This is a genomic window from Klebsiella sp. WOUb02 (assembly GCF_050058015.1).
In the GTDB taxonomy this organism is placed as follows: domain Bacteria; phylum Pseudomonadota; class Gammaproteobacteria; order Enterobacterales; family Enterobacteriaceae; genus Klebsiella.
This window is the reverse complement of record NZ_CP170106.1, coordinates 568,430-594,623: the sequence shown is the minus strand read 5'-3', so window position 1 is coordinate 594,623 and position 26,194 is coordinate 568,430. Positions and strand designations below refer to the sequence as shown.

At 56.4% G+C, this 26,194-nt stretch carries 22 protein-coding genes and 4 pseudogenes; 17 read left to right on the top strand and 9 right to left on the bottom strand.

The window, feature by feature from the left end; all coding sequences use genetic code 11:
• Window positions 1–39 precede the first annotated feature (39 nt).
• Entirely contained in the window at window positions 40–867 is an 828-nt protein-coding gene (locus ABOC21_RS04970) for an MFS transporter (protein WP_426812147.1), read from the top strand.
• A 3-nt stretch (window positions 868–870) separates the two neighbouring features.
• Here the strand turns inward: ABOC21_RS04970 and tnpC are convergent, their stop codons facing one another.
• Genes tnpC through ABOC21_RS04955 form a run of 3 tightly spaced genes read right to left on the bottom strand, consistent with a single transcriptional unit; the run spans window position 871 to window position 3,265 of the window.
• Entirely contained in the window at window positions 871–2,484 is a 1,614-nt protein-coding gene (gene tnpC / locus ABOC21_RS04965) for an IS66 family transposase (RefSeq protein WP_426811793.1), read from the bottom strand.
• A 20-nt stretch (window positions 2,485–2,504) separates the two neighbouring features.
• Window positions 2,505–2,852: an IS66 family insertion sequence element accessory protein TnpB gene (gene tnpB, locus ABOC21_RS04960; protein WP_426811792.1), complete on the bottom strand. Its 348-nt coding sequence runs from the start codon at window positions 2,850–2,852 to the stop codon at window positions 2,505–2,507.
• On the bottom strand, window positions 2,852–3,265 hold the full coding sequence (locus ABOC21_RS04955) for a transposase (RefSeq protein ID WP_426811791.1): 414 nt from the start codon (window positions 3,263–3,265) through the stop codon (window positions 2,852–2,854). Before ABOC21_RS04955 ends, tnpB begins: the two co-directional genes overlap by 1 nt.
• Window positions 3,266–3,312: 47 nt before the next feature.
• On the opposite strand from ABOC21_RS04955, the gene ABOC21_RS04950 reads away from it, so the two are divergent.
• Window positions 3,313–3,744 (top strand): MFS transporter, encoded by a 432-nt coding sequence (locus ABOC21_RS04950; protein WP_426812567.1) that lies wholly within the window; start codon window positions 3,313–3,315, stop codon window positions 3,742–3,744.
• A gap of 345 nt (window positions 3,745–4,089) precedes the next feature.
• On the opposite strand, the gene ABOC21_RS04945 is transcribed toward ABOC21_RS04950, so the two are convergent.
• The gene (locus tag ABOC21_RS04945; protein WP_426812146.1) at window positions 4,090–5,133 is read right to left on the bottom strand and encodes a DUF4238 domain-containing protein; all 1,044 of its coding nucleotides are present in this window, start codon (window positions 5,131–5,133) and stop codon (window positions 4,090–4,092) included.
• Between the two features lie 820 nt (window positions 5,134–5,953).
• On the opposite strand from ABOC21_RS04945, the gene ABOC21_RS04940 reads away from it, so the two are divergent.
• From ABOC21_RS04940 to ABOC21_RS04930, 3 genes are all read left to right on the top strand, one after another.
• Window positions 5,954–7,558 carry a hypothetical protein gene (locus ABOC21_RS04940; RefSeq protein WP_426812145.1) on the top strand — a complete coding sequence of 535 codons (1,605 nt, stop codon included), beginning with the start codon at window positions 5,954–5,956 and terminating at the stop codon, window positions 7,556–7,558.
• A 283-nt stretch (window positions 7,559–7,841) separates the two neighbouring features.
• Window positions 7,842–8,953 (top strand): IS3 family transposase gene (locus ABOC21_RS04935; protein WP_426812144.1). Its coding sequence is split into 2 segments (ribosomal slippage): window positions 7,842–8,103 and window positions 8,103–8,953, totalling 1,113 coding nucleotides; the frame shifts between segments, so codons are not numbered across the junction.
• Entirely contained in the window at window positions 8,940–9,299 is a 360-nt protein-coding gene (locus tag ABOC21_RS04930; RefSeq protein ID WP_426812143.1) for a SymE family type I addiction module toxin, read from the top strand. Before ABOC21_RS04935 ends, ABOC21_RS04930 begins: the two co-directional genes overlap by 14 nt.
• 161 nt (window positions 9,300–9,460) lie before the next feature.
• Here ABOC21_RS04930 and ABOC21_RS04925 read toward each other — a convergent pair.
• From ABOC21_RS04925 to ABOC21_RS04915, 3 pseudogenes are all read right to left on the bottom strand, one after another.
• Window positions 9,461–10,475: pseudogene (locus tag ABOC21_RS04925) on the bottom strand (HoxN/HupN/NixA family nickel/cobalt transporter).
• A 24-nt stretch (window positions 10,476–10,499) separates the two neighbouring features.
• A pseudogene (locus ABOC21_RS04920) lies at window positions 10,500–10,610 on the bottom strand (hydrogenase maturation protein HypF); the annotation flags it as partial.
• 75 nt (window positions 10,611–10,685) lie between these two features.
• Window positions 10,686–11,701: pseudogene (locus ABOC21_RS04915) on the bottom strand (LacI family DNA-binding transcriptional regulator).
• A gap of 267 nt (window positions 11,702–11,968) precedes the next feature.
• Here ABOC21_RS04915 and ascF point away from each other — a divergent pair.
• The 7 genes from ascF (at window position 11,969) to sitD (ending at window position 19,126) form a co-directional block, all read left to right on the top strand.
• Window positions 11,969–13,411 carry a PTS cellobiose/arbutin/salicin transporter subunit IIBC gene (gene ascF, locus ABOC21_RS04910; protein WP_426812142.1) on the top strand — a complete coding sequence of 481 codons (1,443 nt, stop codon included), beginning with the start codon at window positions 11,969–11,971 and terminating at the stop codon, window positions 13,409–13,411.
• 27 nt (window positions 13,412–13,438) lie between these two features.
• Window positions 13,439–14,863, top strand: coding sequence for a 6-phospho-beta-glucosidase (locus ABOC21_RS04905; RefSeq protein WP_426812141.1), 1,425 nt, complete (start codon window positions 13,439–13,441; stop codon window positions 14,861–14,863).
• A gap of 191 nt (window positions 14,864–15,054) precedes the next feature.
• Window positions 15,055–15,483, top strand: a complete 429-nt coding sequence (locus tag ABOC21_RS04900) for a TOBE domain-containing protein (protein ID WP_426812140.1) — start codon at window positions 15,055–15,057, stop codon at window positions 15,481–15,483.
• Between the two features lie 220 nt (window positions 15,484–15,703).
• Entirely contained in the window at window positions 15,704–16,621 is a 918-nt protein-coding gene (locus tag ABOC21_RS04895; RefSeq protein ID WP_426812139.1) for a metal ABC transporter substrate-binding protein, read from the top strand.
• A complete protein-coding gene (locus tag ABOC21_RS04890; protein WP_426812138.1) occupies window positions 16,618–17,439 on the top strand; it encodes a manganese/iron ABC transporter ATP-binding protein in 822 nt (273 codons plus the stop codon). Before ABOC21_RS04895 ends, ABOC21_RS04890 begins: the two co-directional genes overlap by 4 nt.
• Complete coding sequence (sitC, locus tag ABOC21_RS04885) at window positions 17,436–18,284, top strand: iron/manganese ABC transporter permease subunit SitC (protein ID WP_426812137.1); 849 nt, start codon at window positions 17,436–17,438, stop codon at window positions 18,282–18,284. Before ABOC21_RS04890 ends, sitC begins: the two co-directional genes overlap by 4 nt.
• Window positions 18,278–19,126: an iron/manganese ABC transporter permease subunit SitD gene (gene sitD, locus ABOC21_RS04880; protein ID WP_426812136.1), complete on the top strand. Its 849-nt coding sequence runs from the start codon at window positions 18,278–18,280 to the stop codon at window positions 19,124–19,126. The genes sitC and sitD overlap by 7 nt, the downstream gene beginning before the upstream one ends.
• A 6-nt stretch (window positions 19,127–19,132) precedes the next feature.
• Here the strand turns inward: sitD and ABOC21_RS04875 are convergent, their stop codons facing one another.
• Window positions 19,133–19,477, bottom strand: coding sequence for a nitrous oxide-stimulated promoter family protein (locus tag ABOC21_RS04875; RefSeq protein ID WP_426812135.1), 345 nt, complete (start codon window positions 19,475–19,477; stop codon window positions 19,133–19,135).
• Between the two features lie 76 nt (window positions 19,478–19,553).
• A complete protein-coding gene (locus tag ABOC21_RS04870) occupies window positions 19,554–19,835 on the bottom strand; it encodes a SelT/SelW/SelH family protein (RefSeq protein ID WP_426812134.1) in 282 nt (93 codons plus the stop codon).
• Window positions 19,836–20,076: 241 nt separating this feature from the next.
• Here ABOC21_RS04870 and ABOC21_RS04865 point away from each other — a divergent pair, with 241 nt between their 5' ends.
• The 5 genes and pseudogenes from ABOC21_RS04865 to ABOC21_RS04845 all read left to right on the top strand — a co-directional run bounded on the left by ABOC21_RS04865 (window position 20,077) and on the right by ABOC21_RS04845 (window position 26,145).
• Entirely contained in the window at window positions 20,077–22,449 is a 2,373-nt protein-coding gene (locus ABOC21_RS04865; RefSeq protein WP_426812133.1) for a TonB-dependent receptor domain-containing protein, read from the top strand.
• 72 nt (window positions 22,450–22,521) lie between these two features.
• Entirely contained in the window at window positions 22,522–23,562 is a 1,041-nt protein-coding gene (locus tag ABOC21_RS04860; protein ID WP_426812132.1) for a hemin-degrading factor, read from the top strand.
• Window positions 23,559–24,377, top strand: coding sequence for a heme/hemin ABC transporter substrate-binding protein (locus ABOC21_RS04855; protein WP_426812131.1), 819 nt, complete (start codon window positions 23,559–23,561; stop codon window positions 24,375–24,377). Before ABOC21_RS04860 ends, ABOC21_RS04855 begins: the two co-directional genes overlap by 4 nt.
• Window positions 24,377–25,373: pseudogene (locus tag ABOC21_RS04850) on the top strand (FecCD family ABC transporter permease). The gene ABOC21_RS04855 and the pseudogene ABOC21_RS04850 overlap by 1 nt, the downstream one beginning before the upstream one ends.
• On the top strand, window positions 25,366–26,145 hold the full coding sequence (locus ABOC21_RS04845; RefSeq protein ID WP_426812130.1) for a heme ABC transporter ATP-binding protein: 780 nt from the start codon (window positions 25,366–25,368) through the stop codon (window positions 26,143–26,145). The pseudogene ABOC21_RS04850 and the gene ABOC21_RS04845 overlap by 8 nt, the downstream one beginning before the upstream one ends.
• Window positions 26,146–26,194 lie beyond the last annotated feature (49 nt).

Genomic DNA, 26,194 nt, shown 5'->3' with positions numbered 1-26,194 from the left:
GCACTGTTACCAGTTATTATTTATTACGGGATTGTATCTATGCAGCTTTCGAAAGAGCATGCGGGTGTCTCTGCCAGCGATTTAAGCCTGTGGATGGCCATTATCATGCTGGCGGTCGGCAGCTTTATCTTCATTAATACCGAGTTTTTACCAATAGGCTTACTGAGTGATATCGCGGGGTATTACGGAATTAGTTCCGGTCAGGCTGGTCTGATGGTCACCGTGCCAGGCGTGGCCGCGGCAATTGCTGCGCCAGTGTTGACACGTTATTGCGGTGCCCAGAACCGACGTTACATTCTGCTGGCCATGACAGTCCTGCTTGTGATTTCAAATCTGGCAATGGCCTTCTCAACAAGTTTCCATCTGTCCCTGTTCGCCCGACTGTTACTTGGGATCGGCGTCGGGGGGTTCTGGTCATTCGCTGTTCCTTTCGGGGTTAATATTGTTAAAGATCACCACAAAAGCAGAGCAACAACTATCATCACAGCGGGCGTGGCGGCTGGTACCGTCGCCGGGGTTCCTATCGGCACGTTCCTGGGCGTCCATTTCGGCTGGCAGAATGCGTTTCTGGTGAACGGTCTGCTGTCGGTCGCCGTTTTAGTGTTGCAATTTATTTTTCTGCCATCGCTAAAAGGGGAATCCTCTCTGACATTTGCCGATATGGCGAGGGTTGTGCTGGAGAAATCAGTCACCAAACGCCTGCTGTCTACGATGTTCTTTGCGGCTGCGCATTTCGGCTCTTTTACTTACTTCGAATTGATCCTGGCCAAAGAAGCTCACCTTAGCCAGAGTTTACTGCCTGGCATGTTTTTGCTTTACGGATGTACGGGGTTTATTGGTAAGCGCCCCATAATGAACGTGGCGTAAGGATTATTTTACGGAGGATAGGTTCCAGGGCAGCAGCTCATGTACCCGGTTTGAAGGCCAGTCGTTGATCTTGCTTATCACCTCGCACAACCAACCTTCCGGCTCCACACCGTTCAGTTTGCAGGTGCCAAGCAGGCTGTAGATGATGGCTGCTGCCTCACCCCCGTTGTCAGAGCCGAAGAACAGGTAGTTCTTTCTGCCAACCGCCACCGCGCGCAGCGCGTTTTCTCCGATGTTATTGTCGATTTCCACCTGACCGTTACGGCAGTACTCATTCAGGGCGTGCCACTGTTTCAGTATGTACGCGAACGCCTTCGCCGTCTCCGCGTGAACCGACAGCGTCGTCATTTGCGCCTCTATCCACTCGTGCAGCGATGTCATCAGCGGAACCGACCGTGCTTTTCTTATCTGCAGCCGTTTCCCGGCCGGGCTGCCGCGTATTTCCGCCTCGATGGCATACAACGCACCTATACGGTTCAGCGCTTCATTCGTCATTTCTGTCGGGCGTCGAACATGCTCATCGTGGATTTTCCTTCTGGCATGCGCCATGCACGCTGCTTCTCTGATGTGCCCGGACTCATACAGCGTGTCGTAAGCACCGTACGCATCTGCCTGAAGCACGCCTCTGTACCCTGAGAGATGTCGCTGAGGATGTTCCCCCTTACGGTCCGCTGAGTACGAGAACCAGACTGCCGGCGGTTCTGGCACCCCGGCGTTACGGTCATCCCGGACGTAGACCCACAGCCGACCGGTTCGCGTTTTACCACTCCCGGGCTCCAGCACCCTGACCGGCGTGTCATCAGTGTGCACCTTGCCAGCCTGCATAACGTACTGGTTGAGCGCCTCATGCAGCGGACGAAGCCGGTTGCCCATCATCGCGACCCAGCGGACCATCGTGTTACGGCTCAGCGCCAGTCCATGACGGGCGTAGATTTCTGTCTGCCGGTACAGCGGCGTATGCTCCACATATTTTCCGACCAGGATGCGGGCCAGCAGGCTGCTGCCCACACGACTGCCTTCTACCGGCTTTGCCGGGAGCGGGGCCTGCACGATAACGTCGCACCGGCTGCACGCCAGCTTCGGTCGGACCGTTTCGATGATTTTAAAGGCGGTTTTGATGATCTCCAGTTGCTCAGAGAGAGTTTCTCCCATCACCTTCAGCTCTCCACCACATGACAGGCAGACGCTGGTCGCTGGCAGTAAGGTCTGTGTTTCCCGAGGCAGGTCGGCTGGCAGCGGTTTTCGGGCGGTGTGGCGGGTGGGTTTTTCTGGCGTCGTTTGCGACACGACAACACTATCTGCTGGTATATCCGGTACCGGCTCGTTGCCATTCAGGCAGGTTTTTGCCGCCTCCAGTCGGCTTTCCAGCTCTGACAACCGTTTCTCTGCCTGGCGGATTTTGTTTTCCAGCTTATTACGGCTCTTTTCCGAACTCTGACCGAACAGCATTCGCCGTAGTTTATCCAGCTGTGCTTTCAGGCGGTTGATTTCCTGCTCATAACCCGCCACCTGGCCTGCATACTGGCGCAACCGGGTCTGCTGGTCGTTCAGCATCGCCCGCTGTTTACGCAGCATGGCTTTTAACTGGTCGATATCGTCAGGGAGTTCATTTTTCATACACCCGACATTACAACAGGTTACACCCGCAGGCCAGGACGTTGTGATGACTGTGGATGTTTCCAGTTGAGGCCTTCCAGCAGCATAGCCAGTTGCGCCGGGGTCAGATGGATCTTCCCGTCGCTGACAGCGGGCCAGACGAAGTGTCCACGCTCAAGACGTTTGATGAACAGGCACAGACCATCCTCATCGGACCACAGTAGCTTTACCATATCACCACGGCGCCCCCGGAAGATGAACAGGTGGCCGCTGAATGGGTCCTCGTTGAGGACATTCTGCACGCGGGAGGCCAGGCCGTTGAAGCCGTTTCTCATGTCGGTAACGCCCGTCACCAGCCAGATGCGGGAACCCGCAGGAAGGGATATCATCAGCCACCTCTCTTCAGTTCGCGAACCAGAGCCGACAGCATGGCCGGGGTGAGGTTGCCGGACAGCTTCAGGCGTGCACGGCCGATACTGACCTCACAGCATTGCCCGGCATCCGGTGGCAGGCTTTGCGCTGATGCTGCCGGGAGCTCGGGCAGCGCGGGTCGTGAGTATTCGGTGGTCACAACAGGAACGATATCGTCACTGATAATGGCCGGTGCTGGGGGTGTATCAGATGGCTCATCAACCAGATGACGATAGCGCTGACGCCAGGTGAACAGCAGGTTGTCATTAATCCCGTTCTGGCGGGCAAGCCGTGCCACGCAGGCACCGGGTTGCAGTGATCGCTGAACCAGGTCGAGTTTGAACGGCATGGAGTAGGTAGCCCGCTGGCGTGGGACTGTCGGTTGGGTCATTTGTGATAGAGTCCATTTAAAAATTAAGTGGACTCTATCATCACCGGATTAAAGGTACGTCGACAGACGTCGTTGCCGGGGCGCTTACGTTTATTGGAACGTTTATCTCGGAATATCTGGTCAGAAAGCTGACAGCCCGCAATACATTTCGCCTGAGTACCGTCCTTCTGTTTACGGCGATCTTGCTGATGCCACTGTCTGCCGCGGGCTACCCGGCGGTGATCGCCCTGACGATGCTGTGGGGGTTGGCGTATGGGCTGATGCCTGTCAGTATCAACATCTGGTTGTATGAAGCGAATAAAAAGGACTATGTCACTTCTACGGCAAGTAACGTTTGCGTATATCAGATTGCAGTGGCCGCAGGATCGTTTGCCGGAGGGATTGCCTTTAACCACTATGGTATCGCTGCCACTCTTCTGACCAGTGTGGTTATTGGCGTGTTATGTCTGATGATTTCGTTCCTGAAGACTCCACACTAAGCGCTTATCTTCAGATTGATGAGACGATTCAGGTTACTACCTGAACCGTCTCATCCCTCATTTAAGAGATGTTCGCCCACTTCCCATATCCTCAACTTTGCTCAGCTACAGATGCCAGGCAAAAGTCAAAAATACAGACCATTTTCCTTAGTGCTTTCCGGTTCTCCAACTTCCGCTCCTCGCTCATAGCAGACCTCCCGACGCCTCAGGCGGTCCGCTTTGTGCCAATAGCAGACACTTTTAGCAGGGGAGATATAGAAATATCGGTTAATCATAAAGGTAAACAAAATGAGAGTCAGAAAGCGTGAATTTCAGCGTCGCTCATTACCGCTCCGGACCGTGTTGTCATGATACTGTCATCCTGGGTCCGGATTTTAACACTGGACTCTCAGTGAGGATCTTGCGTACAAGACCGAAATTATCTGTCAGACAGTATATATACTGCTCTGCCCCTCCTGTCTGTAACCAGTTGAGGTGCTCAACCCGGGCAGCGTCCACACGGATCACATCCCCTTCAAGAAGCTCATTCACGCGCTCAAGCTCGTCAAAAAGATTATGCCCGTTAACCCTGATGTTATTGACAATACAGTGCTGAATAATGGCGCGCTCTTGCCTGACTTTTTCTCCTAGAGACGGACAGATCATGGCCAGCGTAATCGTGGAGGATAGCGGCAGGTAAATCTCAATGCCCTCAAGAGCCAGTCCGAGATTGCCCCATACGGGATGGGATACTTTGTTGAACAGAGACACCGGGTTATCTGAAATGTAAAAGGGGGCGTCAAGGGTAGTTTCTAGCAAGTGCCAGTCCTTCTGCATAAGCATATCAGCTTCAGTATCCTGATCTCTGAGCATTTCCAGAAACATCCCTTTAGCTTCTGACGCATCCCCTGCAATTATCTGAAGACCATCTTCTGAATCAGTATCAGGTGACAGCGAAAATTCATCGACCGATTGATCAAACAGCCCCATCTCCAGAAGCTTTTTCTTGAATGTATGCGATATATGCTTGATCTGCTCAAGCTGATTGTGTGTACGGATCTGCTGAATAGCGGTAAACATCGCCAAGTCATGCCTCTCTACCTGACTGAGAATACTGAGGCTTTTTTTCTGCAGGATCTTGGTAATAACTGATGCGGCGCGCCCTTCATACTGACACAGCATCGGTTCGAGGCTAAGATGTTCCGGATGATTATCAAAGTTGTAGAAGGTGTTCCGGACGGTGGCATCGTTGACGTTAGTTGTAAAAACTCGCCCGCTCTCTTTGTCGAAAGCGAACAGCTGCTTTCTGTGTTTTTTCTTTTTTCCCGATGATCCAAAGTGCTCCAGCAGAAATCGGGGAACGGTGTGCTGCCGCACAACTTCAGTTTGCATGCTCGATGGCTCGGCCATGTACAGGGTCCTTTTTTTGGTTGGTCGAAAAGCGACAGGTTTTAGTTCGGACGGCATCGTAAACAGCCTCTCTCCGGATGGTTACCTTCGGCACGGTAATATTCGCAATTATGAGCATGATAATCCAACTGTACACTTAGAACAGCTCGCTTGGTCATTATTTCATGATGAAAGCAATTTTCCATCCAGACGGACCGTTGCGTAAAACATCATTAAACCGAACTGCTCCCCGTTAATTCTCACATAACGCTGTAAGCAATGTCCGTAGATCGCTCACAGCGGACCTTTAGCTCAGCTAGTTTGTCCGCTTCGTGCCAGGAGCGGGCATTGTTGCCTCAAAAAGGGTAATTAAAATCTGCCAAATATTTCTTTCCCGATAGTTATGTCTGATAATATGCATTACAAAGCATAACTGTTCGATTTTTATGCAAAATGCAATCCCCTTTAATAAAAACCAAACAATCAAAAAGATGAAAAATGACCACCAACGTTTAATTTTTAGAGGTTATAACTGCCAGATTAAGATATCATAGAATAAAGTAATGGCATCACCTTGAATTTATAGTTATTCAAACAATTTCAATATCCGTGAGGTTAATAACTCCCTTAAATTTGATGTAAGAGATAGGGTTGTATATTCTTTAATAAATCTACAATACAAGTTAATTAAAATTCTCACCCTGTTTTTTGAAATCACATACAATCCAAAGGAGAGTGTTACTTAATATCTCAGGGAATTTAAAATAAAACCAACACGTTATGATTTACTATCACTATATGATTCAAGTTATATACGCAGCAATGGACAGAGTGAAAGCATATGAACTTATCCAGGTTATTTACTTTAATGCTTTGTAGTTGTACGACCTTCAGTTGTAGTTCTGCTGATACGGTACTCGCTCCATATGAAAAAAAACTTGAACTAGATGGTTCAACCACCCGAAGTTTTCATTCAATGTTATATTATCCATCAGGAGAGGCGCTTCACAACCCAGGGTATATTGTTGGAGTTGAAAAGTCGCCTAAAAAAACGATTGGCGGGCCAACAAAACAGTCGGATGATGATTTATTAAAAAATGACTTTTATCTAGATGGTGAGATACCTGGCTTCAATGACACTAGACATCAAATAAATAGATTTACAAAATACGATAGAAAGTCCATGTTTGTTTCTCATATCATTAAAAATGATTCTAATATTATAAATGGGAGTTTCAACACCCCTTATATCACGAATAACTACTGTTTTGTTTACAACTCATACATTTCCAGTGATTTGGCGGAACAATCTGGTGTAGATCTAACAAAAATAAATGGATGGAATGCATGCAAAATACCCATTTCGTTTAATGATGCTGAGGATGCTAAATTAATATCCTTTTATAAAAATAGCGATAAAGGGTTAGCGGCGCTTAAAGATAATCTCAAGCATGACCTAAAAACTGGGGTTTATAGCCATATACTCATCATGGTCATGGGTTGGAACACCTCTCAAAGCGAAGCAGTTCGTAATTTTAATGATATTGCAGGAAATATTATTAATGCCTCTCTTGAGCAAGGAGAAGAGGTTAAAGATAACCCACCAGCAAAACTCAATAAATTGATAGTTACAAGATCACGGGTTATAGGACCAAAGGAAAGTGAAAACAAACGTATATTTAGACCTCTCATAATTGGTATAACGTGGCCTTCATACTGGTCAACTGGGAATATGAATGTAGGCAGCTATCCCAACAAAGCAAACGACGCAGACGAACTGGGCATAATTTGGCTGAATAAAATCATGAATGAAACTATACCAGAAAGTATGAGCGAATCAGGGGGCAAGCTACCTGTTATCGCCATAGGCCATAGTTTTGGTGCGCGGGCAATGACTCGTGCATTATTTAGCAGTCCATTTATAAAAAATGGGAAATGGGTCACGAGCCCTGTTAATTTAGCTGTTTCATTACAGGGGGCTATGAGTATAAACCGGTTCTTTCCAAAATTAGGCATTGAAGGTGCTCCATACAGAGATTATGCCAGGTTGACTAATACAAAAATAGTACTTACAGCTTCGCGATTCGATTCAGCAGTTAATCATGCGAAATGGGCTGACATGGCAGGAGGAGAGAAAAGCTACGAAAAAGCGTGTACACAATCTGTTTACTCTGGAGCATTTCACTGTATGACAGCCTCAGATACTTCTTCTAAAACCCGATATGGAAAATTTTTATTATGCAATCGTGGTGAAACTTCTGATGAATGTGCAGACCCGCTAAAACCCAATACAGGACCGAGAATGATTGATTATATTGATACCTCAAACGGAATAACGGAATACAACTCATTGGGTACGGGTGGAGGTGCACACAGCGACATTTATCGTTTACCTATGGGACGATTGCTTTGGAGACTCATCCAGGCTTATGCAATGGAAAAATGATTTTGGAGGCGAGGATATCTCTCGCATCAGTGAAGCAAGAGCATCAGTCCCAGCAGAATATTCTGGTGGTATCGCTAACCCGATTCTCTCAATACAACATCAGAATGATGATAGGTCAGAGAACATAATTTTTATCGTGTATTTTATAAATAGCATTCTGCATCAGGGGCCGTGATTAACGAGTGTAGGTGATATGGCTGGTATTGTAAGCATCCCGCTTAAACGAACCATTCACTTTTAGAGATCTTCCGACATACTGATTATGTTCCCTGAGGAGATCACCATGCGTAAAGCCCGATTCACTGAGCACCAGATTATCGCTGTCCTGAAGTCTGTTGAAGCCGGACGTGCCGTCAAGGATGTCTGCCGCGAAGCAGGAATTTCTGAAGCCTCGTACTACAACTGGAAAGCAAAGTACGGTGGGATGGAAGCCTCTGATATCAAAAAGATAAAAGATCTTGAGGACGAAAACCGTCGCCTCAAACAGATGTTTGCCGACCTGAGTCTGGAAAATCGCGCACTAAAAGACGTCATCGAAAAAAAGCTTTAAAACCAGCGATAAAGCGTGAACTCGTCAGCTATCTGAAAGAGGCGTTTTCGATGAGTGTACGTCAGGCATGCAGGATGTTATCGCTGAGCAGGACGGTTTATTTTTACCAGCCCGATACCCGGCACAATGAACGGGTGATCCAGGCACTGACTGAGCTGGCGGAGCGCTATCCGCGATACGGTTTTAAGAAGCTGTTCCAGCTTCTGCGCAGGCAGGGGCACACCTGGAACCATAAACGCGTTCACCGGATTTACTGCCTGCTGAAACTGAATTTTCGTCGCAGGGGAAAGCAGCGTCTGCCAGTGCGTAACCCGGCACCACTGGCCACGCCGGAGGCGTTAAACCAGAGCTGGTCCATCGATTTTATGCATGATGCGCTGATCTGCGGCAGACGCTTCCGGACCTTCAATGTAGTGGATGACTTTAACCGCGAAGCACTGGCGATAGAAATCGACCTGAATATCCCGGCGCAGCGGGTGATCAGAGTGCTGGACAGGATAGTGGCAAACCGCGGTTATCCACTGAAGATGCGGATGGATAACGGACCAGAACTGGTCTCTCTGGCACTGGCACAGTGGGCAGAGGAGCATGGCGTGATGCTGGAATTTATCAAGCCGGGAAAGCCAACGCAGAATGCCTTTATCGAGCGTTTTAACCGGACGTACCGGACAGAAATCCTGGATTTTTATCTGTTCAGAACACTGAATGAAGCACGGGAAATTACTGAGACCTGGCTGATGGAATATAACAGCGAGCGACCTCATGAGTCCCTGAATAACCTGACGCCGGAAGAGTATCGGCTGATGGCTGATAAACCGGAACTCTCAAAAAATGCGTGGAACTAAAGTGGGTGTGCTTACAGAGTCATCGCAACCGCTTAGCCGCACGGAGTTTTATGACCGTATGCGGCATGACTATATCCCGCTCGAGGGTGACTGGCTTTCGCAGGCCGGATTTACGCCGGGTATGCCGGTAAAAATCAGAGTGATGCCAGATTGCATTGTGATCACCGCCCAGAACAGCCGGGAGCTGTTCGGTTGTGCCGAAGGGCTAAGCGCGGCTCATTTCAGTAAGAAGAAAATGGACTTGTGGATCAAAACGTTCCCCGGTGCGCTTAACGATACCGGTGATCTGCCGGTCATCCGGCGGGAGAAGTCCCGCTATGATTGCCTGAAGCGAAGCCGTGACTGACCCTTAAGGTAAAATCCCGGCTCAGGCGGCCGGGATTTTTATGAAGACCAATCAGGATCTGAAGGCGGTGATTTACGGGCTTTGCGCTCTTCTAAATAGCTGCGTTTCCCGGCTCTGGTGAATAATCCAGGGACAGAGCGAGCCGGGACGATATCCCAGGCCTACTGCGCCAGATTATCGTATCCGCGCCAGCGATAGTTAATCACCGACAGCACCCAGCAGGCGACAAACAGCCCGATAACCACGAAGCCGGCGTTGCCAAGATTATCGTTCAGCGCCCCCACCCAGCGCCACGGCCCGCCGCTGAGCGCAAATTTATCCATCAGCAGGCCCAGCGCTTCCATGCCGCCGATAAACAGCGCCACCACCACCGAAGTCCCGGTAATGGTCATATTGTAATAGAGCTTGCGCTGCGGCTTGCTGAACGCCCAGCCGTAGGCGCCGACCATCAGCACGTTATCGAGGGTATCCACCAGCGCCATGCCGCTGGCAAACAGCGCCGGGAAGACCATAATCGACCAGATAGAGATGCCGCTCGAGGCGCTGGCGGCGGAGATGCCCAGCACGCCAATCTCGGTCGCGGTATCAAAACCGAGGCCGAACAAAAAGCCCACCAGGTACATCTGCCAGTCTGCGGCTAATCAGGCGGAAGGTTTTGCCGAACAGCCAGCTCATCATGCCGCCGCCCGCCGCTACCTCATCGCCCACCTTCTCCCCGCGTTTCCACGCCTGAAAGCTGCGCCAGACACTGCGCAGAATAACCAGGTTGATAAAGGCCATCAGCAGCAGAAACAGCGCCGAAACGGCGGTGCCAATCACGCTGCCGGTATCGTGAAACAAGCTCATCTGCTGGCCGAACGCCGTCGCGGTGGCGGCAATGGCGGCGGAGGCCAGCACCACAATCGACGAGTGTCCCAGCGAGAACCAGGCGCCCACGCCGAACGGACGACGCCCCTGCTGCATCATCTTGCGCGTCACGCTATCAATCGCCGCAATATGATCGGCATCGACCGCATGACGCAGTCCGTATCCCCAGGCCAGCAGGCTGGCGGCCATCAGCGCGCCGCTGTCGCCAAAGGCCTGCCACGCCCAAATCCAGGCAATCAGGTTGGCCACAATAAGCCCCAGCACCAGCGCCGCAGCGCGCGGCTGCTGGCGTAAAATCGTCACTATCATCATGGTATCCTGTGAACCTGCCGGCGCCCGACCGAACGCGATTGCTCCATCGCCGGCAGGCAGCTGATGCGGAAATAGCAGAGTAAAATCCGCCAGATAAAACGTCAATCGGCAAATCAGCAGCCGGTTATGCAGACGTTAGCGCAGGGCGCATCTTCACATTGATGTCAGGCGGTGGCCATCAACAGGTTGACGCCCCTGATGACGATCTCAGGCGCCGGGGCCAGCGGTGAGAGAGTCGCGCTCGATCAGCTCGCCGGAGAAGGTTTGCTGGAGTTTGAAATCGCCGCCGTCGAGCATAAAAATCAGCCGGTTAATGCTCTCTTTGATCATCTCCTTCACCGGAATTTTGACGCTGGAGAGCGCCGGGATCATATAGGGCGCCAGCACGATGTCGTCGAAGCCAATCACCGACACCTGCTCCGGCACCTTCACGCCGTGCAGATGCAGACTGCTTCATCGCGCCAATCGCCATGTCGTCGTTGCTCGCCACCAGCGCGCTGTAGCCGACGTTGCGCTGGCGTAGCGTCTCAACCCCGGCCGCGCCGGTTTCCGGCGTCCATTTGCCTTCAACGATCAGCGCTTCATTGAGCGCAATATCGTGCCGGGCCAGCGCCTCTTTGTAGCCGGCGAGACGCTCGATGCCGGTAGGTGAATCCAGCGAGCCGGTGATAAACGCAATCTCACGGTGGCCGCGGGCGATGAGCTGCCGTACCGCGGCAAAGGCCGAGGCTTTTTGATCGGACCAGACGCAGTGGCTGGCGTTGCGCCGCAGGCGGCGGTTAAGCACCATGATTGGCCGATCGTGCTGCTCGACGATCTCGTCCATTTCATCGACGCTAAGAAAGCGCGGGTAAATAATAATCGCGTCGCAGCGCAGGTCGAGCAGGTACTGAATCGCCTCCCGCTCTTCGTCGGCGCTGTGCTTGCCGTCGGCCAGAATCAGCTGCCGCCCCTTGTCTTCGGTCATCCGCGCCACCTGAAACAGCAGACTCGCTGAAGTAAACCCCGTGATAGAGGGTGTTGGTGACCACCAGCCCGAGGGTCTGGCTCTTTTTGGTGGCGAGGTTGCGCGCCAGCAGGTTCGGCCGGTAGCCGCTTTCAGCAACGGCCTGGAATACGCGATCTTTCGTCTCCTGGCTGACGTAGCCGTTGCCCGATAGCACCCGCGAAACCGTCGCCTTCGACACCCCTGCGCGCTTTGCGACCTCCAGCATCGTTGCCATGTTGTTCTTCCTGTTGCCAAAAGATGCCCGCAGTGTACTGCACGCCCTGCCGTTTTACAGCCTTCACGCGCGCGCCGGGCAGATTCTTTTCCGCGGCATAAGCCGATCAAAATCACAAAATGAAAATATGATTTTTTTTAGGTCTTGCTTGTAAATATGAAACTCATCATTATTTTGTGGAACCGGTTTCCTATGTATGCACAATGCCGTGCCGCTTTACGGCGCGGTGAAAAGCCAGTACCCCATTGATAAACAGGATAAAATCCGATGTCTAAAAATTATGCAGCCCTGGCACAGCAGATCGTCTCGGCGATTGGCGGCGTTGAAAACGTCACCGCCGTCACCCACTGCATGACCCGCCTGCGTTTCGTGGTCAAAGACAACGAGCAGGTGGATAGCGCGACCCTAAAAGGGCTGAAAGGCGTACTGGGCGTCGTGCGCAGCGATAACCAGTGCCAGGTGATCGTCGGAAATACCGTCTCCCAGGCCTACCGCGAAGTGATGAGCCTGCTGCCGGGCGATATGCGCCCGGCGGAACCCGTGGGCAAACCGCCGCTGACCTTCAGGCGGGTTGGCGCCGGGATCCTCGATGCGCTGATCGGCACCATGTCGCCGCTGATCCCGGCGATTATCGGCGGATCGATGGTCAAGCTGCTGGCGATGATCCTCGAGATGAGCGGCGTCCTGGCGAAGGGCGCGCCGACGCTCACCATCCTGACGGTGATTGGCGACGGCGCCTTCTTCTTCCTGCCGCTGATGGTCGCCGCCTCGGCGGCGGTGAAATTCAAAACCAATATGTCGCTGGCGATTGCCATCGCCGGGGTGCTGGTGCATCCGAGCTTTATCGAGCTAATGGCCAAAGCCGCTCAGGGCGAACACGTCGAGTTCGCCTTTATTCCGGTCACCGCGGTGAAATATACCTACACCGTGATCCCGGCGCTGGTGATGACCTGGTGCCTTTCTTATATCGAGCGCTGGGTCGACAGAATCACTCCGGCGGTGACGAAGAACTTCCTCAAGCCGATGCTGATCGTGCTGATCGCCGCGCCGCTGGCCATTCTGCTGATCGGCCCGCTGGGGATCTGGATCGGTAGCGCCATCTCGGCGCTGGTCTACACCATTCATCACTATCTGGGCTGGCTGTCGGTGGCGATTATGGGCGCCCTGTGGCCGCTGCTGGTGATGACCGGGATGCACCGCGTCTTTACGCCGACTATCATTCAGACCATTGCCGAAAGCGGCAAAGAGGGAATGGTGATGCCGTCGGAAATCGGCGCCAACCTGTCTCTGGGCGGCTCTTCGCTGGCGGTGGCGTGGAAAACGAAAAACCCGGAGCTGCGCCAGACGGCGCTGGCGGCGGCCGCGTCGGCTATTCTCGCCGGGATCTCCGAACCGGCGCTGTACGGGGTCGCGATACGGCTCAAGCGCCCGCTGATCGCGAGCCTGATCAGCGGCTTTATCTGCGGCGCGGTCGCCGGCATCGCCGGGCTTGCCAGCCACTCCATGGCGGCGCCGGGCCTGTTTACCAGCGTCCAGTTCTTCGATCCGGCAAATCCTATGATCCTCGTCTGGGTCTTCGGCGTGATGGCGCTGGCGGTGGTGCTGTCGTTTGTTCTGACCCTGCTGCTTGGCTTTGAGGATATCCCGGTGGAAGATGCCGCCGCCGATGCCCGACAGCGCCAGGCGACGAGCGAAGCATCCCACGCCTGAACATAATTTTTGACACAGAGGTAACGCATGGCGACTTTTCCACACGGATTTTTATGGGGCGGCGCACTGGCCGCCAACCAGGCTGAAGGAGCATATCTGGAGGGCGGCAAAGGGCTGACCACCGTCGATACCCTTCCCCACGGGGCCAGGCGCCTGCCGGTCAAGCTGGGGCTGGAAAAGCGCTTTCAGCTGCGTGACGATGAGTTCTACCCCAGCCATGAAGCGATAGACTTTTATCATCGTTATAAAGAAGACATTGCCCTGATGGCGGAGATGGGCTTTAGCGTATTTCGCACCTCCATCGCCTGGAGCCGCCTGTTCCCCAATGGCGACGAGCAGGAGCCGAATGCGCAGGGGATCGCCTTCTACCGTTCGCTGTTTGAAGAGTGCAAAAAGCACAATATCGAGCCGCTGGTGACCCTGTGCCACTTCGACGTGCCGATGCATCTGGTGACCGAATACGGCTCCTGGCGCAATCGCAAAATGGTGGGATTCTTTACCCACTACGCCCGCACCTGCTTTGAAGCCTTTGACGGGCTGGTGAAATACTGGCTTACCTTTAACGAAATCAACATCATGCTCCATAGCCCCTACTCCGGCGCCGGCCTGGCGTTTGAAGAGGGCGAGAATCAGGAGCAGGTGAAGTACCAGGCCGCGCACCATGAGCTGATTGCCAGCGCCCAGGTGACCAAAATCGCCCACGAGGTGAACGCGAAAAATCAGGTTGGCTGCATGCTGGCGGGCGGCAACTTCTATCCGTACTCCTGCAAGCCGGAAGATGTGTGGATGGCGCTGGAGAAAGATCGCGAAAACCTGCTCTTTATCGACGTACAGGCGCGCGGCGCCTGGCCGGTCTGGGCGGCGCGGGTGTTCCGCGAGAAAGGCGTGACGATTGTCAAAGAGCCGGGCGACGACGAGATCCTGCGCAACACCGTCGATTTTGTCTCCTTCAGCTACTACGCCTCGCGCTGCGCCTCGGCGGAGATGAACGCCAACAATACCAATGCGGCCAACATCGTGAAGTCGTTAAAAAATCCGCATATTCAGGCCAGCGAATGGGGCTGGGGAATCGATCCCCTCGGCCTGCGCATCACCATGAATATGATGTATGACCGCTACCAGAAGCCGCTGTTCCTCGTGGAAAACGGCCTCGGCGCGCGGGATGAAATCGACGCTAACGGCGAGATTAACGACGACTACCGCATCAGCTATCTGCGCGAACATATCAAAGCGATGGGCGACGCTATCGCAGACGGTATTCCAGTAATGGGCTATACCAGCTGGGGCTGCATTGACCTGGTGGCGGCCTCCACCGGCGAGATGAGCAAACGCTACGGCTTCATCTACGTTGACCGCGATGACGCCGGCAACGGCACCCTCGACCGTAAGCGCAAGAAGTCGTTCTGGTGGTATAAAAAGGTCATTGCCAGCAACGGCGAAGATCTGGCGTAGCGGTCATCCCCCGGATGGCGGCGCGTCCGGGGGAAGCCTCACTCCGCCACCGCTTCCAGCGGCGCGCAACCTGGCCGGCGCCCGGACCTAAAGCGTCCTACCCTGCTTTCGCGGATGAAAAGATGGGGTATGACCAAAGATGAGCTAGTATAGGTCCGACACGCCCTCAACCAGGTACATAAGGAGATTCTATGGCGGTATCAGCACGTAATCAGCTCAGCGGCACGGTCAGCGCGGTAGCCACGGGCGCAGTTAACGATGAGGTTGAATTAACCCTCGCGGGCGGCGCAAAGCTGGTGGCAATCGTCACCCATAGCAGCAAGGAGGCGCTGGGTCTGGTCGCGGGAAAAGAGGCCATTGCGCTGATTAAAGCGCCGTGGGTCACCCTCGCGACCGAAGACTGCGGCCTGAAGTTCTCCGCGCGCAACCAGTTTGCCGGCAGCGTGACCCGCGTAACCCAGGGCGCGGTTAACGACACCGTGCATATTCAAACCGATGCCGGTTTTGAGGTTGTCGCCGTGGTCACCAACGAAAGCCAGCAGGAGATGCAGCTCGCCCAGGGCAGCCGCGTCATCGCGCTGATCAAGGCGTCGGCGATCCTCATCGCCACCCGCGCTTAAGCCATGCTCAAAACGCCGCTGCACTCTACGTTGCGTGAAGCGGCGTTATTCATTAAGAACGCCCGCTAATCGGCAGCGCTGCACCGATCTATCCTTCCCACGCTCATTATTACCCCTTCATCTAAATAATAATCATTTTCATTTATCAATAGCCCGTGCTATATAACATAGCACAGGCTATAAATGATGTTTAATTAATCGCAACGTTGTGAGGGAACCTATGCTGCACCTGCCACCGCTGAAACACCTGATGTTCGCCGCTACTCTGGCGATCCTCGCCGTCGCTCCCGCGCAGGCGAAGGAGAAATTTAAGGTCATCACCACCTTTACGGTGATCGCCGATATGGCGCAGAACGTGGCCGGCGACGCCGCCGAGGTCAGCTCAATTACCAAACCGGGAGCCGAGATCCACGAATATCAGCCGACGCCGGGCGATATCAAGCGCGCCCAGGGAGCGCAGCTCATTCTTGCCAACGGCCTGAACCTCGAGCTGTGGTTTGCCCGCTTCTATCAGCATTTAAACGGCGTGCCGGAAGTGGTGGTCAGCAACGGCATTCAGCCGATGGGCATTAGCGACGGCCCCTATAACGGCAAGCCCAATCCGCACGCGTGGATGTCGGCGGACAACGCCTTAATCTACGTCGATAACATCCGCGACGCGCTGGTGAAATACGATCCGGACAACGCCGACGTCTATCGCCGCAACGCCGAGGCCTACAAGGAAAAAATCCGCCAGACCATGGCGCCGCTGAAAGCGCAGCTGGCGAAACTGCCGGAGGACAAGCGCTGGCTGGTCACCAGCGAAGGCGCTTTCTCCTACCTCGCCCGCGATAACGGCCTGCAGGAGCGCTACTTATGGCCGATTAACGCCGACCAGCAGGGCACGCCGCAGCAGGTGCGTAAAACCATCGACACCATGAAAAAAGAGCATATCCCGACCATCTTCAGCGAAAGCACCATCTCCGATAAACCGGCGCGCCAGGTCGCGCGCGAAGCCGGCGCCCACTACGGCGGCGTGCTCTACGTTGACTCCCTGAGCACCGCCGACGGCCCGGTACCGACCTATCTCGATCTGCTGCGGGTGACCACGCAAACCATCGTCCAGGGCATCAACGACGGCCTGAGGAAACAGTCATGAGTACAGCGTCGGCGGGGCTGGTCATCGACAGGGTCAGCGTAACCTACCGCAACGGCCATACCGCGCTGCGGGATGCCTCCTTCAGCATCCCGCAGGGTTCGATTGCCGCGCTGGTTGGCGTCAACGGCTCGGGGAAATCGACCCTGTTTAAAGCGCTGATGGGCTTTGTGCGCCTGGCGCGCGGCGAGATTGCGATCCTCGGCCGGCCGGTCAACCAGGCGCTGCGGCAAAATCTGGTGGCCTACGTTCCCCAGTCCGAAGAGGTCGACTGGTCGTTCCCGGTGCTGGTGGAAGACGTAGTGATGATGGGGCGCTACGGCCATATGGGCTGGCTGCGGCGGGCAAAGGCTCGCGACCACGAGATCGTTGACGCGGCGCTGGCGCGCGTAGGAATGAGCGAATACCGCCAGCGGCAGATTGGCGAACTCTCCGGCGGCCAGAAGAAGCGCGTGTTTCTTGCCAGAGCCATCGCCCAGCAGGGCAAGGTGATCCTGCTGGATGAACCCTTTACCGGCGTCGACGTGCAGACCGAAGCGCGGATCATCGCCCTGCTGCGGGAGCTGCGCGACGAAGGCTGCACCATGCTGGTCTCAACCCACAATCTCGGTTCGGTCAGCGAGTTTTGCGACTACACCGTGATGGTCAAAGGCACCGTTCTGGCGAGCGGCCCAACCGAGACCACCTTTACCGCCGAGAATCTGGAACTTGCCTTTAGCGGCGTGCTGCGCCACGTGGTGCTCAAAGGCGGCGAGGATCGCATCATTACCGACGATGAGCGGCCGTTTATCAGCCGTCGGGCGGCGGGAGGCGAAGGATGAGCTGGCTGCTGGAGCCGTTTGGCTATCACTATATGCTGAACGCGATGTGGGTCTCCGCGCTGGTCGGCGGCGTGTGCGCCTTTCTCTCGTGCTACCTGATGCTGAAAGGCTGGTCGCTGATTGGCGACGCCCTATCCCACTCAATCGTCCCCGGCGTGGCAGGAGCCTATATGCTCGGCCTGCCTTTCGCGCTGGGCGCCTTTCTCTCCGGCGGGCTGGCGGCGGGCAGCATGCTGTTTCTCAACCAGCGCTCAAAGCTCAAGGAGGACGCCATTATCGGGCTGATTTTCTCCTCCTTCTTCGGTATCGGGCTGTTTATGGTGTCGCTTAACCCGACCTCGGTCAATATTCAGACCATTATCCTCGGCAATATTCTGGCGATCGCCCCGGAGGATATTATCCAGCTGGCGGCGATTGGCTTTATTTCGATAATCATCCTGCTGCTGAAATGGAAAGATCTGATGGTGACCTTTTTCGATGAAAGCCACGCGCGCTCCATCGGCCTCAACACCACCGGGCTCAAGCTGCTGTTCTTCACCCTGCTGGCGGCCTGTACCGTGGCGGCGCTGCAGACCGTGGGCGCGTTTCTGGTGATTTGCCTGGTGGTCACCCCCGGCGCCACCGCCTGGCTGCTCACCGACCGCTTTCCGCGCCTGTTGGCGATTGCCGTCGCCATTGGCAGCCTGACCAGCTTCTTCGGGGCCTGGCTGAGCTACTATCTGGACGGCGCCACCGGCGGCATTATCGTGGTGGCCCAAACGCTGCTGTTTCTGGCGGCATTTATCTTCGCGCCAAAGCACGGCCTGCTTGCCAGCCGCCGTCGCGCCAGGGAGGCCTCATGCTGACCGTTTTGCTCGAACCGTTCCAGTTCCCTTTTATGATCAACGCCATGCTGGTGGCGGCCATCGTTGCCGTCCCCTGCGCCCTGCTGTCGGTGTTTTTGGTGCTTAAAGGCTGGGCGCTGATGGGCGACGCCATGAGCCATGCGGTGTTTCCCGGGGTGGTGGTGGCGTACATCGTCGGCATTCCGTTCGCCATCGGCGCCTTTATTGCCGGGCTGTTCTGCGCCATCGCCACCGGCTATCTGGATGACAACAGCCGCATCAAGCGCGATACGATTATGGGGATCGTCTTTTCCGGCATGTTTGGCGCCGGCCTGGTGCTGTACGTCGCCATTCAGTCCGAGGTTCATCTCGACCATATTCTGTTCGGCGATATGCTGGGCATCTCCGCCAGCGATATCGCGCAAACCTCGCTGATCGCGCTGGCTATTGCGCTGATTATTGGGCTGAAGTGGCGCGATTTTCTGCTGCACGCCTTCGACCCGCATCAGGCTAAGGCCAGCGGCCTGCGCTGCGGGCTGCTGCACTATGGGCTGCTGTGCATGATTGCGCTGACGATCGTCGCGACGCTGAAAGCGGTGGGGATTATTCTGTCGATTTCGCTGCTGATCGCTCCGGGCGCCATCGCGCTGCTGCTGACGCGGCGTTTTATCAGCGCCCTGCTGCTGGCGGTGGCGCTTGCCGTGAGCTGTTCGCTGGGGGGAGTCTGGCTGTCGTTCTATCTCGATAGCGCCCCGGCGCCCACCATCGTGGTGCTGTTCAGCGCGCTGTTCGTCATGACGTTCGTTTATACTTCGATGCGCGATAGCCGGACGCAGGCCGATTCCGCGGAGGTCGAGGGCTAGCGCCGGCTATTTTTTAGGCCGGTACTTTTCCGGCAGCTCGGGGACCGGCCGCTTATCGTCAATCAGATGACGGATGGTTAATAGCGGGTGGCGCCAGAGCATTCGCGACCCCGCCCAGCGCATGATCTGCTTCATCTCTTCGCGTTTTGCCGGCTGATAGCAGTGCACCGGACACTGCTTGCAGGCCGGCTTTTCTTCACCAAACACGCATTTATCCAGCCGCTTATCGGCATAGGCATTGAGCGCCTGATAGTGCTCCGCGTCGGCTATCGCCTCCGGACAGCGGCGCTGATAGAGCGAAATCATCCTGCTGATGGTCTCTTTTTCGCGATCGATACGTTTACCCGCCATAACCTGCCCCCGGCAACAAAGATGCACTTATAATACACCTTCAGGCGGCGCGGCGCAGCCGCTTACTCCCTGAGGATTAGGCCGGTTTATCCACGTGCCCCAGCGATTTTTCCGGGAAGCAGACGTCGCGTACCCGCCGCTTAAGCTCCGCCGCATCGGGGAAGCCCTCATCCTGCTTGCGATCCCAGATTTGCACATCGTCCACGCTGATGGTGAATATTCCCCCGGTTCCCGGCACCAGCGTGACCGAGGCGATATCGGTGCTGAAGGTGTGCAGCAGCTCCTGCGCCATCCAGCTGGCGCGCAGCATCCAGTTGCACTGGGAGCAGTAGGTGATGGTAATGGCGCGTTTAGTCATTGCTATCCTCAATAATCCTTACCCAAATGATCAGGTACGTTAATCGTTAAGCCGAATTGTAATCAACTTTATGGATAAAATGTGGAGATATAATGAATTGGTTGCAAATGGAAATACTTATCATTAGTATTCGCAGGATCACAGGGAAGGAATTCGCCAGCAAAGGGAAATCACGGGGTGAATCGACCAATCTGGAAGTAACGCGTGAGCCGATACTAATAATTATCAAGGCGTGGCTACTATGTACAAATCCACTCAATCAGCGGCATGGTTTAAAAAAAGCCTGCTGGTGACTTCTTTGCTCGCAGCAATTTATCAGACCACCGCCGGGGCGGCTGACAGCACCAATAAAAAACTCACCAACGATGCATCGTCCGATGATAGCTCGGAGGTGATGACCGTGACCGCACCGGCCCCCGTGCTGAAAGCGGGCAGCGAACACTCCATTAGCGCTCAGGATCTGCAGGATAAAGGCGCCAAAGATTTCGGTTCCATCATGCGCTATGAGCCGCTGATTGGCGCCACCGGCGCCAGCGGCGGATCGGGCAACGGCAAAAGCGGCTTCGACCGCGGCGGCTACACCGGCTACAACATTCGCGGCATGGAGAGCAACCGCGTCGGTATCGACGTTGACGGTATCGCCCAGCCGAACGCCACCGGACGCAGCTACGTCAGCCGGGCAGGCCTCAACACCTTCGGCATCGGCCGCGACTACATTGACCCGTACATGTACGGCAGCATCGATATTCAGTCCGGCGCCACCTCCACCGAAACGGCCAACAGCTCCATCGGCGGTAACGTCTCTTTCCGTCCGAAATCGGCCGATGACTACCTGCGTCCGGGCAAAACCAGCGCCTTCGGCTACCAGAGCGGCTACGACTCCGCCGACCGCAGCTGGCACAACGGCGTCACCATCGCCGGCGGCGATGAGACCCTGCGCGGGATCTTCGTCTACAGCCGTCGCGACGGTCAGGAAACGGAAAATAACAGCGGGACAATCGATTCATACCCGGCCAACTGGCACTCCGACGCCTTTATGACCTCCGGGATCTGGCAGCCAAATGAAGAGCACAAGCTGACCGGCACCTTCGATTACTACCATAAAACCAACCATACGCATTACGACGTCTGGGACTCCAGCGGCAACAGCACGATTGGCGATGCCACCCAGACCAGCCAGACCCGCCGCTGGGGGCTGAGCCTGAAAGACGACTGGACGCCGATGAACGACTATATCGATAGCGTCTCAACCAAAGTCTACTACCAGCATACCGAGGCCCACGACTCGACCTGGATGCCGGACAGCATCACCCGCACGATGGAAACGGTTAACTCCAACTACGATACCGACACCTGGGGCTTCCAGACCGCGCTGGCCAAATCTATAGGCCGCCACGATCTGAGCGCCGGCTTTAACGCCAGCACCAGCAAAACCCAGCGCCCGTTCAGCCAGTCGCCGATTCCTATCAGCTATAGCGAAATCATGCAGCCGGAAGCGGACAGCCGCGGCTATACCGTCGCCGGCTTCCTGCAGGATAAAATTAACTTCGATCTCGACAGCCATAACTTTGCCGTAATCCCGGGCATTCGCGTGGTGCACCAGTCAACTAAACCGGAAAACCTCTCGGACCTGGCCGCCAACAGCAGCGTGCTGACCGGCTCGTCGGTGGCTAATCTGTACCGCGAGAACTCCGATACCCAGGCGCTGCCGTCGTTGACCTTCCAGTACGATATGACTCCGCGCCTGATGACCTACCTGCAGTACCAGCGCGGCGCGCAGTTCCCGAACGCCAGCCAGCTGTACGGCTCGTGGAACCTCGGCTCCAGCTATGCCGGCCCCGCGCAGTACGCGCTGATCGGCAATACCGACCTGAAAACCGAGACCAGCGACAACTTCGAGTGGGGGATGAAGGGCGAGGTGACGGAAGGCATCACCATGCGCACCGCGCTGTTCTACAACAGCTATAAGAACTTTATCGCCTATAGCCGCTACACGCGCTCCGGCAACCCGGACCACTTCACCAACGTGCCGTCGAATATCTACACCATTTATCAGGCGGAAAACCGCGATAAGGCCTATATCTACGGCGGTGAAATCAGCGCCAAATTCAACTTTGGCACCTGGTTCGAAGAGGTTAACGGCCTGAGCGCCACCCTCGCCTACGGCTACAACGAAGGGAAATCAAAGTCCAGCTATAACGGCGACAAATACGTCGACCTCGATAGCGTCGCGCCAATGAAGGCTATCGTCGGCGTGGCGTGGGACGATCCGGCAAAAGTGTACGGTACCGCGCTGACCGCAACCTTTGTTAAGGGCAAACGGGCGACCGCCACCAACCGCGAGAGCTATAACAATAGCGGCTCGGCAATCACCGATTCCACCAGCGAATATATGCGCGTGCCTGGCTACGGTATGCTCGACTGGACCGCTTACTGGCAGGTGGCGAAGAACGTGCGCCTGAACGGCGGGGTTTACAACATTACCGATCGTAAATACTGGGATTACCTGAGCAGCCGTACTATCGAAACGTCGACCAACCAGGATGCCAACGATAAAGCGCTGGCGACGATGCCCGGCCGAACCTGGCAGCTGGGCGTGAACGTCGATTTTTGATCGGCCAGATAATAAGAAACCTGCCCCCGGCCATCGTGCCGGGGATACTCATCGTAGAGAAGGATGTGAATTATGCAAGACGCTCAACATCAACATGCCCCGCTGTGGCAGCGCTACCTGACCACTAAAGCGCAATCTTCCGCCAAATACGCCCGCGATATCGCCACCGAAATGGGGATTAGCGAAGCCGAACTGACCGAAGCCCGCCTCGGCTACGATGCCGTGCGTTTGCAGGACGACGCGCGCGCGATTCTGGCCGCGCTGGAAGCGGTCGGCGAAACAAAGTGCATTTGCCGCAACGAATACGCGGTACACGAGCAGGTCGGCGAATTTACCAACCAGCACCTCACCGGCCACGCCGGGCTGGTGCTCAACCCGCGGGCCCTCGATCTGCGCCTGTTTCTCAGCCAGTGGGCCAGCGCGTTCCATCTGACCGATAACGATCGTCAGAGCATTCAGTTCTTCGATCACCACGGCGACGCGCTGCTGAAGGTCTACGCCATCGAGCAAACCGATATGGTCGCCTGGGACGCGCTGATCGCTGAGCATACCCAAAGCGAACCAACGCCGCTGGAAATTCGTCCGGCGGAGATCGCAAAATATGCCGATACCGTCGACGCCGCCGCGCTGGAGAGCGAGTGGCGCGCGATGACCGACGTGCACCAGTTCTTCGTCCTGCTGAGAAAGCATAATCTGTCGCGCCAGCAGGCTTTCCGGGCGGTGAGCGACGACCTCGCCTGCCGCATTGAAAACGATGCCCTGCCGCGCCTGCTGGGCACCGTTCGCGAAGAGGGCAACGAAATTATGATTTTCGTTGGCAACCGCGGCTGCGTGCAAATTTTTACCGGCGCGCTCGAAAAGCTGCTGCCGATGCGCGGCTGGCTCAATATTTTCAATAGCACCTTTACGCTGCACCTGCGCGAAGACAGCGTGGATGAGATCTGGGTGACTCGCAAGCCGACCGCTGACGGTCACGTCACCAGCGTCGAGCTGTTCGCCAAAGATGGCACGCAGATCGCCCAGCTCTTCGGCCAGCGCAGCGAAGGCCACCCGGAGCAGGAGCAGTGGCGCAGCCAGGTTGACCGTCTGACGACGGAAGGACAGACCGCATGAAGCGCTGGCTCGTACTGCTGACGGCCTTGCCGCTGTTTGCCAGCGCCGCCGTCGAACGCATCATCACCCTCGGCGGCGACGTCACCGAAGTGGTTTACGCCCTCGATGCCCAGCAGCAGCTGGTCGCCAAAGACAGCACCAGCACCTGGCCCGCCGAGGCGCAGTCGCTGCCGGACGTCGGCTATCTGCGCCAGCTCAACGCCGAAGGGATCCTCTCGCTGCGCCCAACCCTCGTGCTGGCCAGCGCCCAGGCCCAGCCTTCGCTGGTGCTAAAAAAGGTGCAGGAAAGCAGCGTGAAGGTTATTGACGTGCCGGGGGGCTACAGCCTGGCGTCAATTGATAAAAAGGTCGCCACGATTGCCGAGGCCTTAGGCAAACAGGAACAGGGCGATGCGCTGCTGCAGAAGCTGCACCAGCAGATCGCGCAGATCCCCACCCGGCCGCTTAACAAGCGGGTGCTGTTTATTCTCAGCCACGGCGGGATGAGCACCCTGGTCGCCGGGAAGCAGACGGCGGCCGATGGCGCGATCCGCGCCGCCGGCCTGCAGAATGCGATGCAGGACTTCGACCACTACCGCAGCATGTCCCAGGAGGGTGTGGTCGCCAGCCTGCCGGATCTGGTGGTGATTTCCGCCGACGGGCTTAAGGGCATAGGGGGCGAAGCGGGCCTGTGGAAACTTCCCGGCCTCGCGCAAACCCCGGCGGGCCGCCATAAGCAGGTGCTGGTGATTGATGATATGGCGTTGCTCGGGTTTGGCCCACGCACGCCGCAGGCGATCATCACGCTGCGGCAAAAAGCGGAGCAGCTGCCCTGATGCGTGCTGCTCCCGCCCGTACTCTGTGGCTAATGCTGTTGCTGCTGGCAGGGCTGACGCTGTTCGCCACCACCCTCGGGGCGATGCGTCTGCCGCTCGCCAGCCTGTGGCCGTCCGGCGATGAAGTGCTGCGCCATATCTGGCTGACGATCCGTCTGCCTCGCGTGCTGCTGGCGCTGCTGGTAGGCGCCGCGCTGGCGCTCTCCGGCTGCGTGATGCAGGGGCTGTTTCGCAACCCGCTCGCCGACCCGGGGCTGCTGGGGATCAGCAGCGGCGCGGCGCTGGCGGTGGCCTGCTGGCTGGTGCTGCCGCTGTCGGTGCCGGTACTGGTGGCGCTGTATGCGCCGATGCTGGCGGCCTTTATCGGCAGCATGGCGGTTATGGTGGTGATTTTTATCCTCAGCCGGGCCGGCGACGGCTCGCTGTCGCGCCTGCTGCTGGTCGGGATTGCCATCAACGCGCTATGCAGCGCGCTGGTGGGCGCGCTGGCGTGGATAAGCAACGATACCCAGCCTGCGCCAGCTTTCCCTGTGGGGAATGGGCAGCCTCGGCCAGGCGGAGTGGTCTACGCTGCTGGTGGCGGCCACGCTGATGGTCCCGGCGTCGGCGGCGGTATGGTTGATGGCCTCGCGCCTCAATTTACTGCAGCTCGGCGACGAGGAAGCGCACTATCTTGGGGTTAACGTCCGGGCGCTGCAGCGGCTTCTGCTGCTGTGCAGCGCGCTGCTGGTGGCGGCATCAGTCGCCATCAGCGGAGTGATCGGCTTTATTGGCCTGGTGGTTCCGCATCTGATGCGGTTGTGGCTGGGGCCGGACCATCGCGGCCTGGTCCCCGGCTCGCTGCTCGCCGGCGCGATTTTACTGCTCCTCGCCGATACCCTCGCCCGCACCGTCGCCGCGCCCGCCGAAATGCCGGTCGGCCTGCTGACCAGCATGCTCGGCGCGCCGTGGTTTTTATGGCTTATTTTCCGCCAGCAGAGGACGATCAATGGATAACAGCTATCTCGCCCGCTCGCTGTCGCTGCGCGTCGGCCAACGCCTGCTGATTGACGATATTTCTCTGCAGCTGAGCGCGGCCGGAATGACGGCGCTGATTGGCCCGAACGGTGCGGGCAAATCGACCCTGCTCCGCCTGCTGACCGGCTTTTTAACCCCCGACAGCGGCGAACGGATCGTGGAGGGCCGGCCGCTGGAAAGCTGGACGCCGGAGGCGCTCTCCCGCCGCCGGGCGGTGATGCTGCAGCGTACCCAGCTGCACGCCGACTGGCCCGTTGAGACGGTGATCGCCATGGGGCGCTCGCCGTGGGGCAAAACCCCCGAACTGCAGACCGTGCGCAGGGTGATGGCGGAGACCGGCTGCGACCATCTGGCCGGCAGGCGCTACCCTTCGCTCTCCGGCGGCGAGCAGCAGCGGGTGCAGCTGGCCCGCTGCCTCGCCCAGCTGTGGCGCGACGACGCTCCGCAGGGCTGGCTGTTTCTTGATGAGCCGACCTCGGCGCTGGATCTTTACTATCAGCAGCACCTGCTGCGTCTGCTGAAACGGCTGACCCGCAGCGGCCTGCTGCACGTCTGCATCGTGCTGCACGATCTTAACCTCGCCGCGCTGTGGGCCGACCATATCCTGTTGATGCACCAGGGGAAGCTGGTGGCGGAAGGCACGCCGCATGAGGTGATACAGCAGCCGATCATCAGCCGCTGGTACGGCGCCGACGTGCGCACCGGCCAGCACCCCGACCACGCGATCCCGCAGGTCTATCTGGCGCCCTAATCCCGCCGCGGGTAGCGCGATCGTCCGCGCTACCCGCTTTAGCAACTGG

Bases quoted from the DNA above. Each gene is read 5' to 3' on its own strand.
- ABOC21_RS04970 (WP_426812147.1), top strand. From the start codon at position 40: ATGCAGCTTTCGAAAGAGCATGCGGGTGTCTCTGCCAGCGATTTAAGC.
- tnpC (WP_426811793.1), bottom strand. From the start codon at position 2,484: ATGAAAAATGAACTCCCTGACGATATCGACCAGTTAAAAGCCATGCTG.
- tnpB (WP_426811792.1), bottom strand. From the start codon at position 2,852: ATGATATCCCTTCCTGCGGGTTCCCGCATCTGGCTGGTGACGGGCGTT.
- ABOC21_RS04955 (WP_426811791.1), bottom strand. From the start codon at position 3,265: ATGACCCAACCGACAGTCCCACGCCAGCGGGCTACCTACTCCATGCCG.
- ABOC21_RS04945 (WP_426812146.1), bottom strand. From the start codon at position 5,133: ATGGCCGAGCCATCGAGCATGCAAACTGAAGTTGTGCGGCAGCACACC.
- ABOC21_RS04940 (WP_426812145.1), top strand. From the start codon at position 5,954: ATGAACTTATCCAGGTTATTTACTTTAATGCTTTGTAGTTGTACGACC.
- ABOC21_RS04930 (WP_426812143.1), top strand. From the start codon at position 8,940: ATGCGTGGAACTAAAGTGGGTGTGCTTACAGAGTCATCGCAACCGCTT.
- ascF (WP_426812142.1), top strand. From the start codon at position 11,969: ATGTCTAAAAATTATGCAGCCCTGGCACAGCAGATCGTCTCGGCGATT.
- ABOC21_RS04905 (WP_426812141.1), top strand. From the start codon at position 13,439: ATGGCGACTTTTCCACACGGATTTTTATGGGGCGGCGCACTGGCCGCC.
- ABOC21_RS04900 (WP_426812140.1), top strand. From the start codon at position 15,055: ATGGCGGTATCAGCACGTAATCAGCTCAGCGGCACGGTCAGCGCGGTA.
- ABOC21_RS04895 (WP_426812139.1), top strand. From the start codon at position 15,704: ATGCTGCACCTGCCACCGCTGAAACACCTGATGTTCGCCGCTACTCTG.
- ABOC21_RS04890 (WP_426812138.1), top strand. From the start codon at position 16,618: ATGAGTACAGCGTCGGCGGGGCTGGTCATCGACAGGGTCAGCGTAACC.
- sitC (WP_426812137.1), top strand. From the start codon at position 17,436: ATGAGCTGGCTGCTGGAGCCGTTTGGCTATCACTATATGCTGAACGCG.
- sitD (WP_426812136.1), top strand. From the start codon at position 18,278: ATGCTGACCGTTTTGCTCGAACCGTTCCAGTTCCCTTTTATGATCAAC.
- ABOC21_RS04875 (WP_426812135.1), bottom strand. From the start codon at position 19,477: ATGGCGGGTAAACGTATCGATCGCGAAAAAGAGACCATCAGCAGGATG.
- ABOC21_RS04870 (WP_426812134.1), bottom strand. From the start codon at position 19,835: ATGACTAAACGCGCCATTACCATCACCTACTGCTCCCAGTGCAACTGG.
- ABOC21_RS04865 (WP_426812133.1), top strand. From the start codon at position 20,077: ATGTACAAATCCACTCAATCAGCGGCATGGTTTAAAAAAAGCCTGCTG.
- ABOC21_RS04860 (WP_426812132.1), top strand. From the start codon at position 22,522: ATGCAAGACGCTCAACATCAACATGCCCCGCTGTGGCAGCGCTACCTG.
- ABOC21_RS04855 (WP_426812131.1), top strand. From the start codon at position 23,559: ATGAAGCGCTGGCTCGTACTGCTGACGGCCTTGCCGCTGTTTGCCAGC.
- ABOC21_RS04845 (WP_426812130.1), top strand. From the start codon at position 25,366: ATGGATAACAGCTATCTCGCCCGCTCGCTGTCGCTGCGCGTCGGCCAA.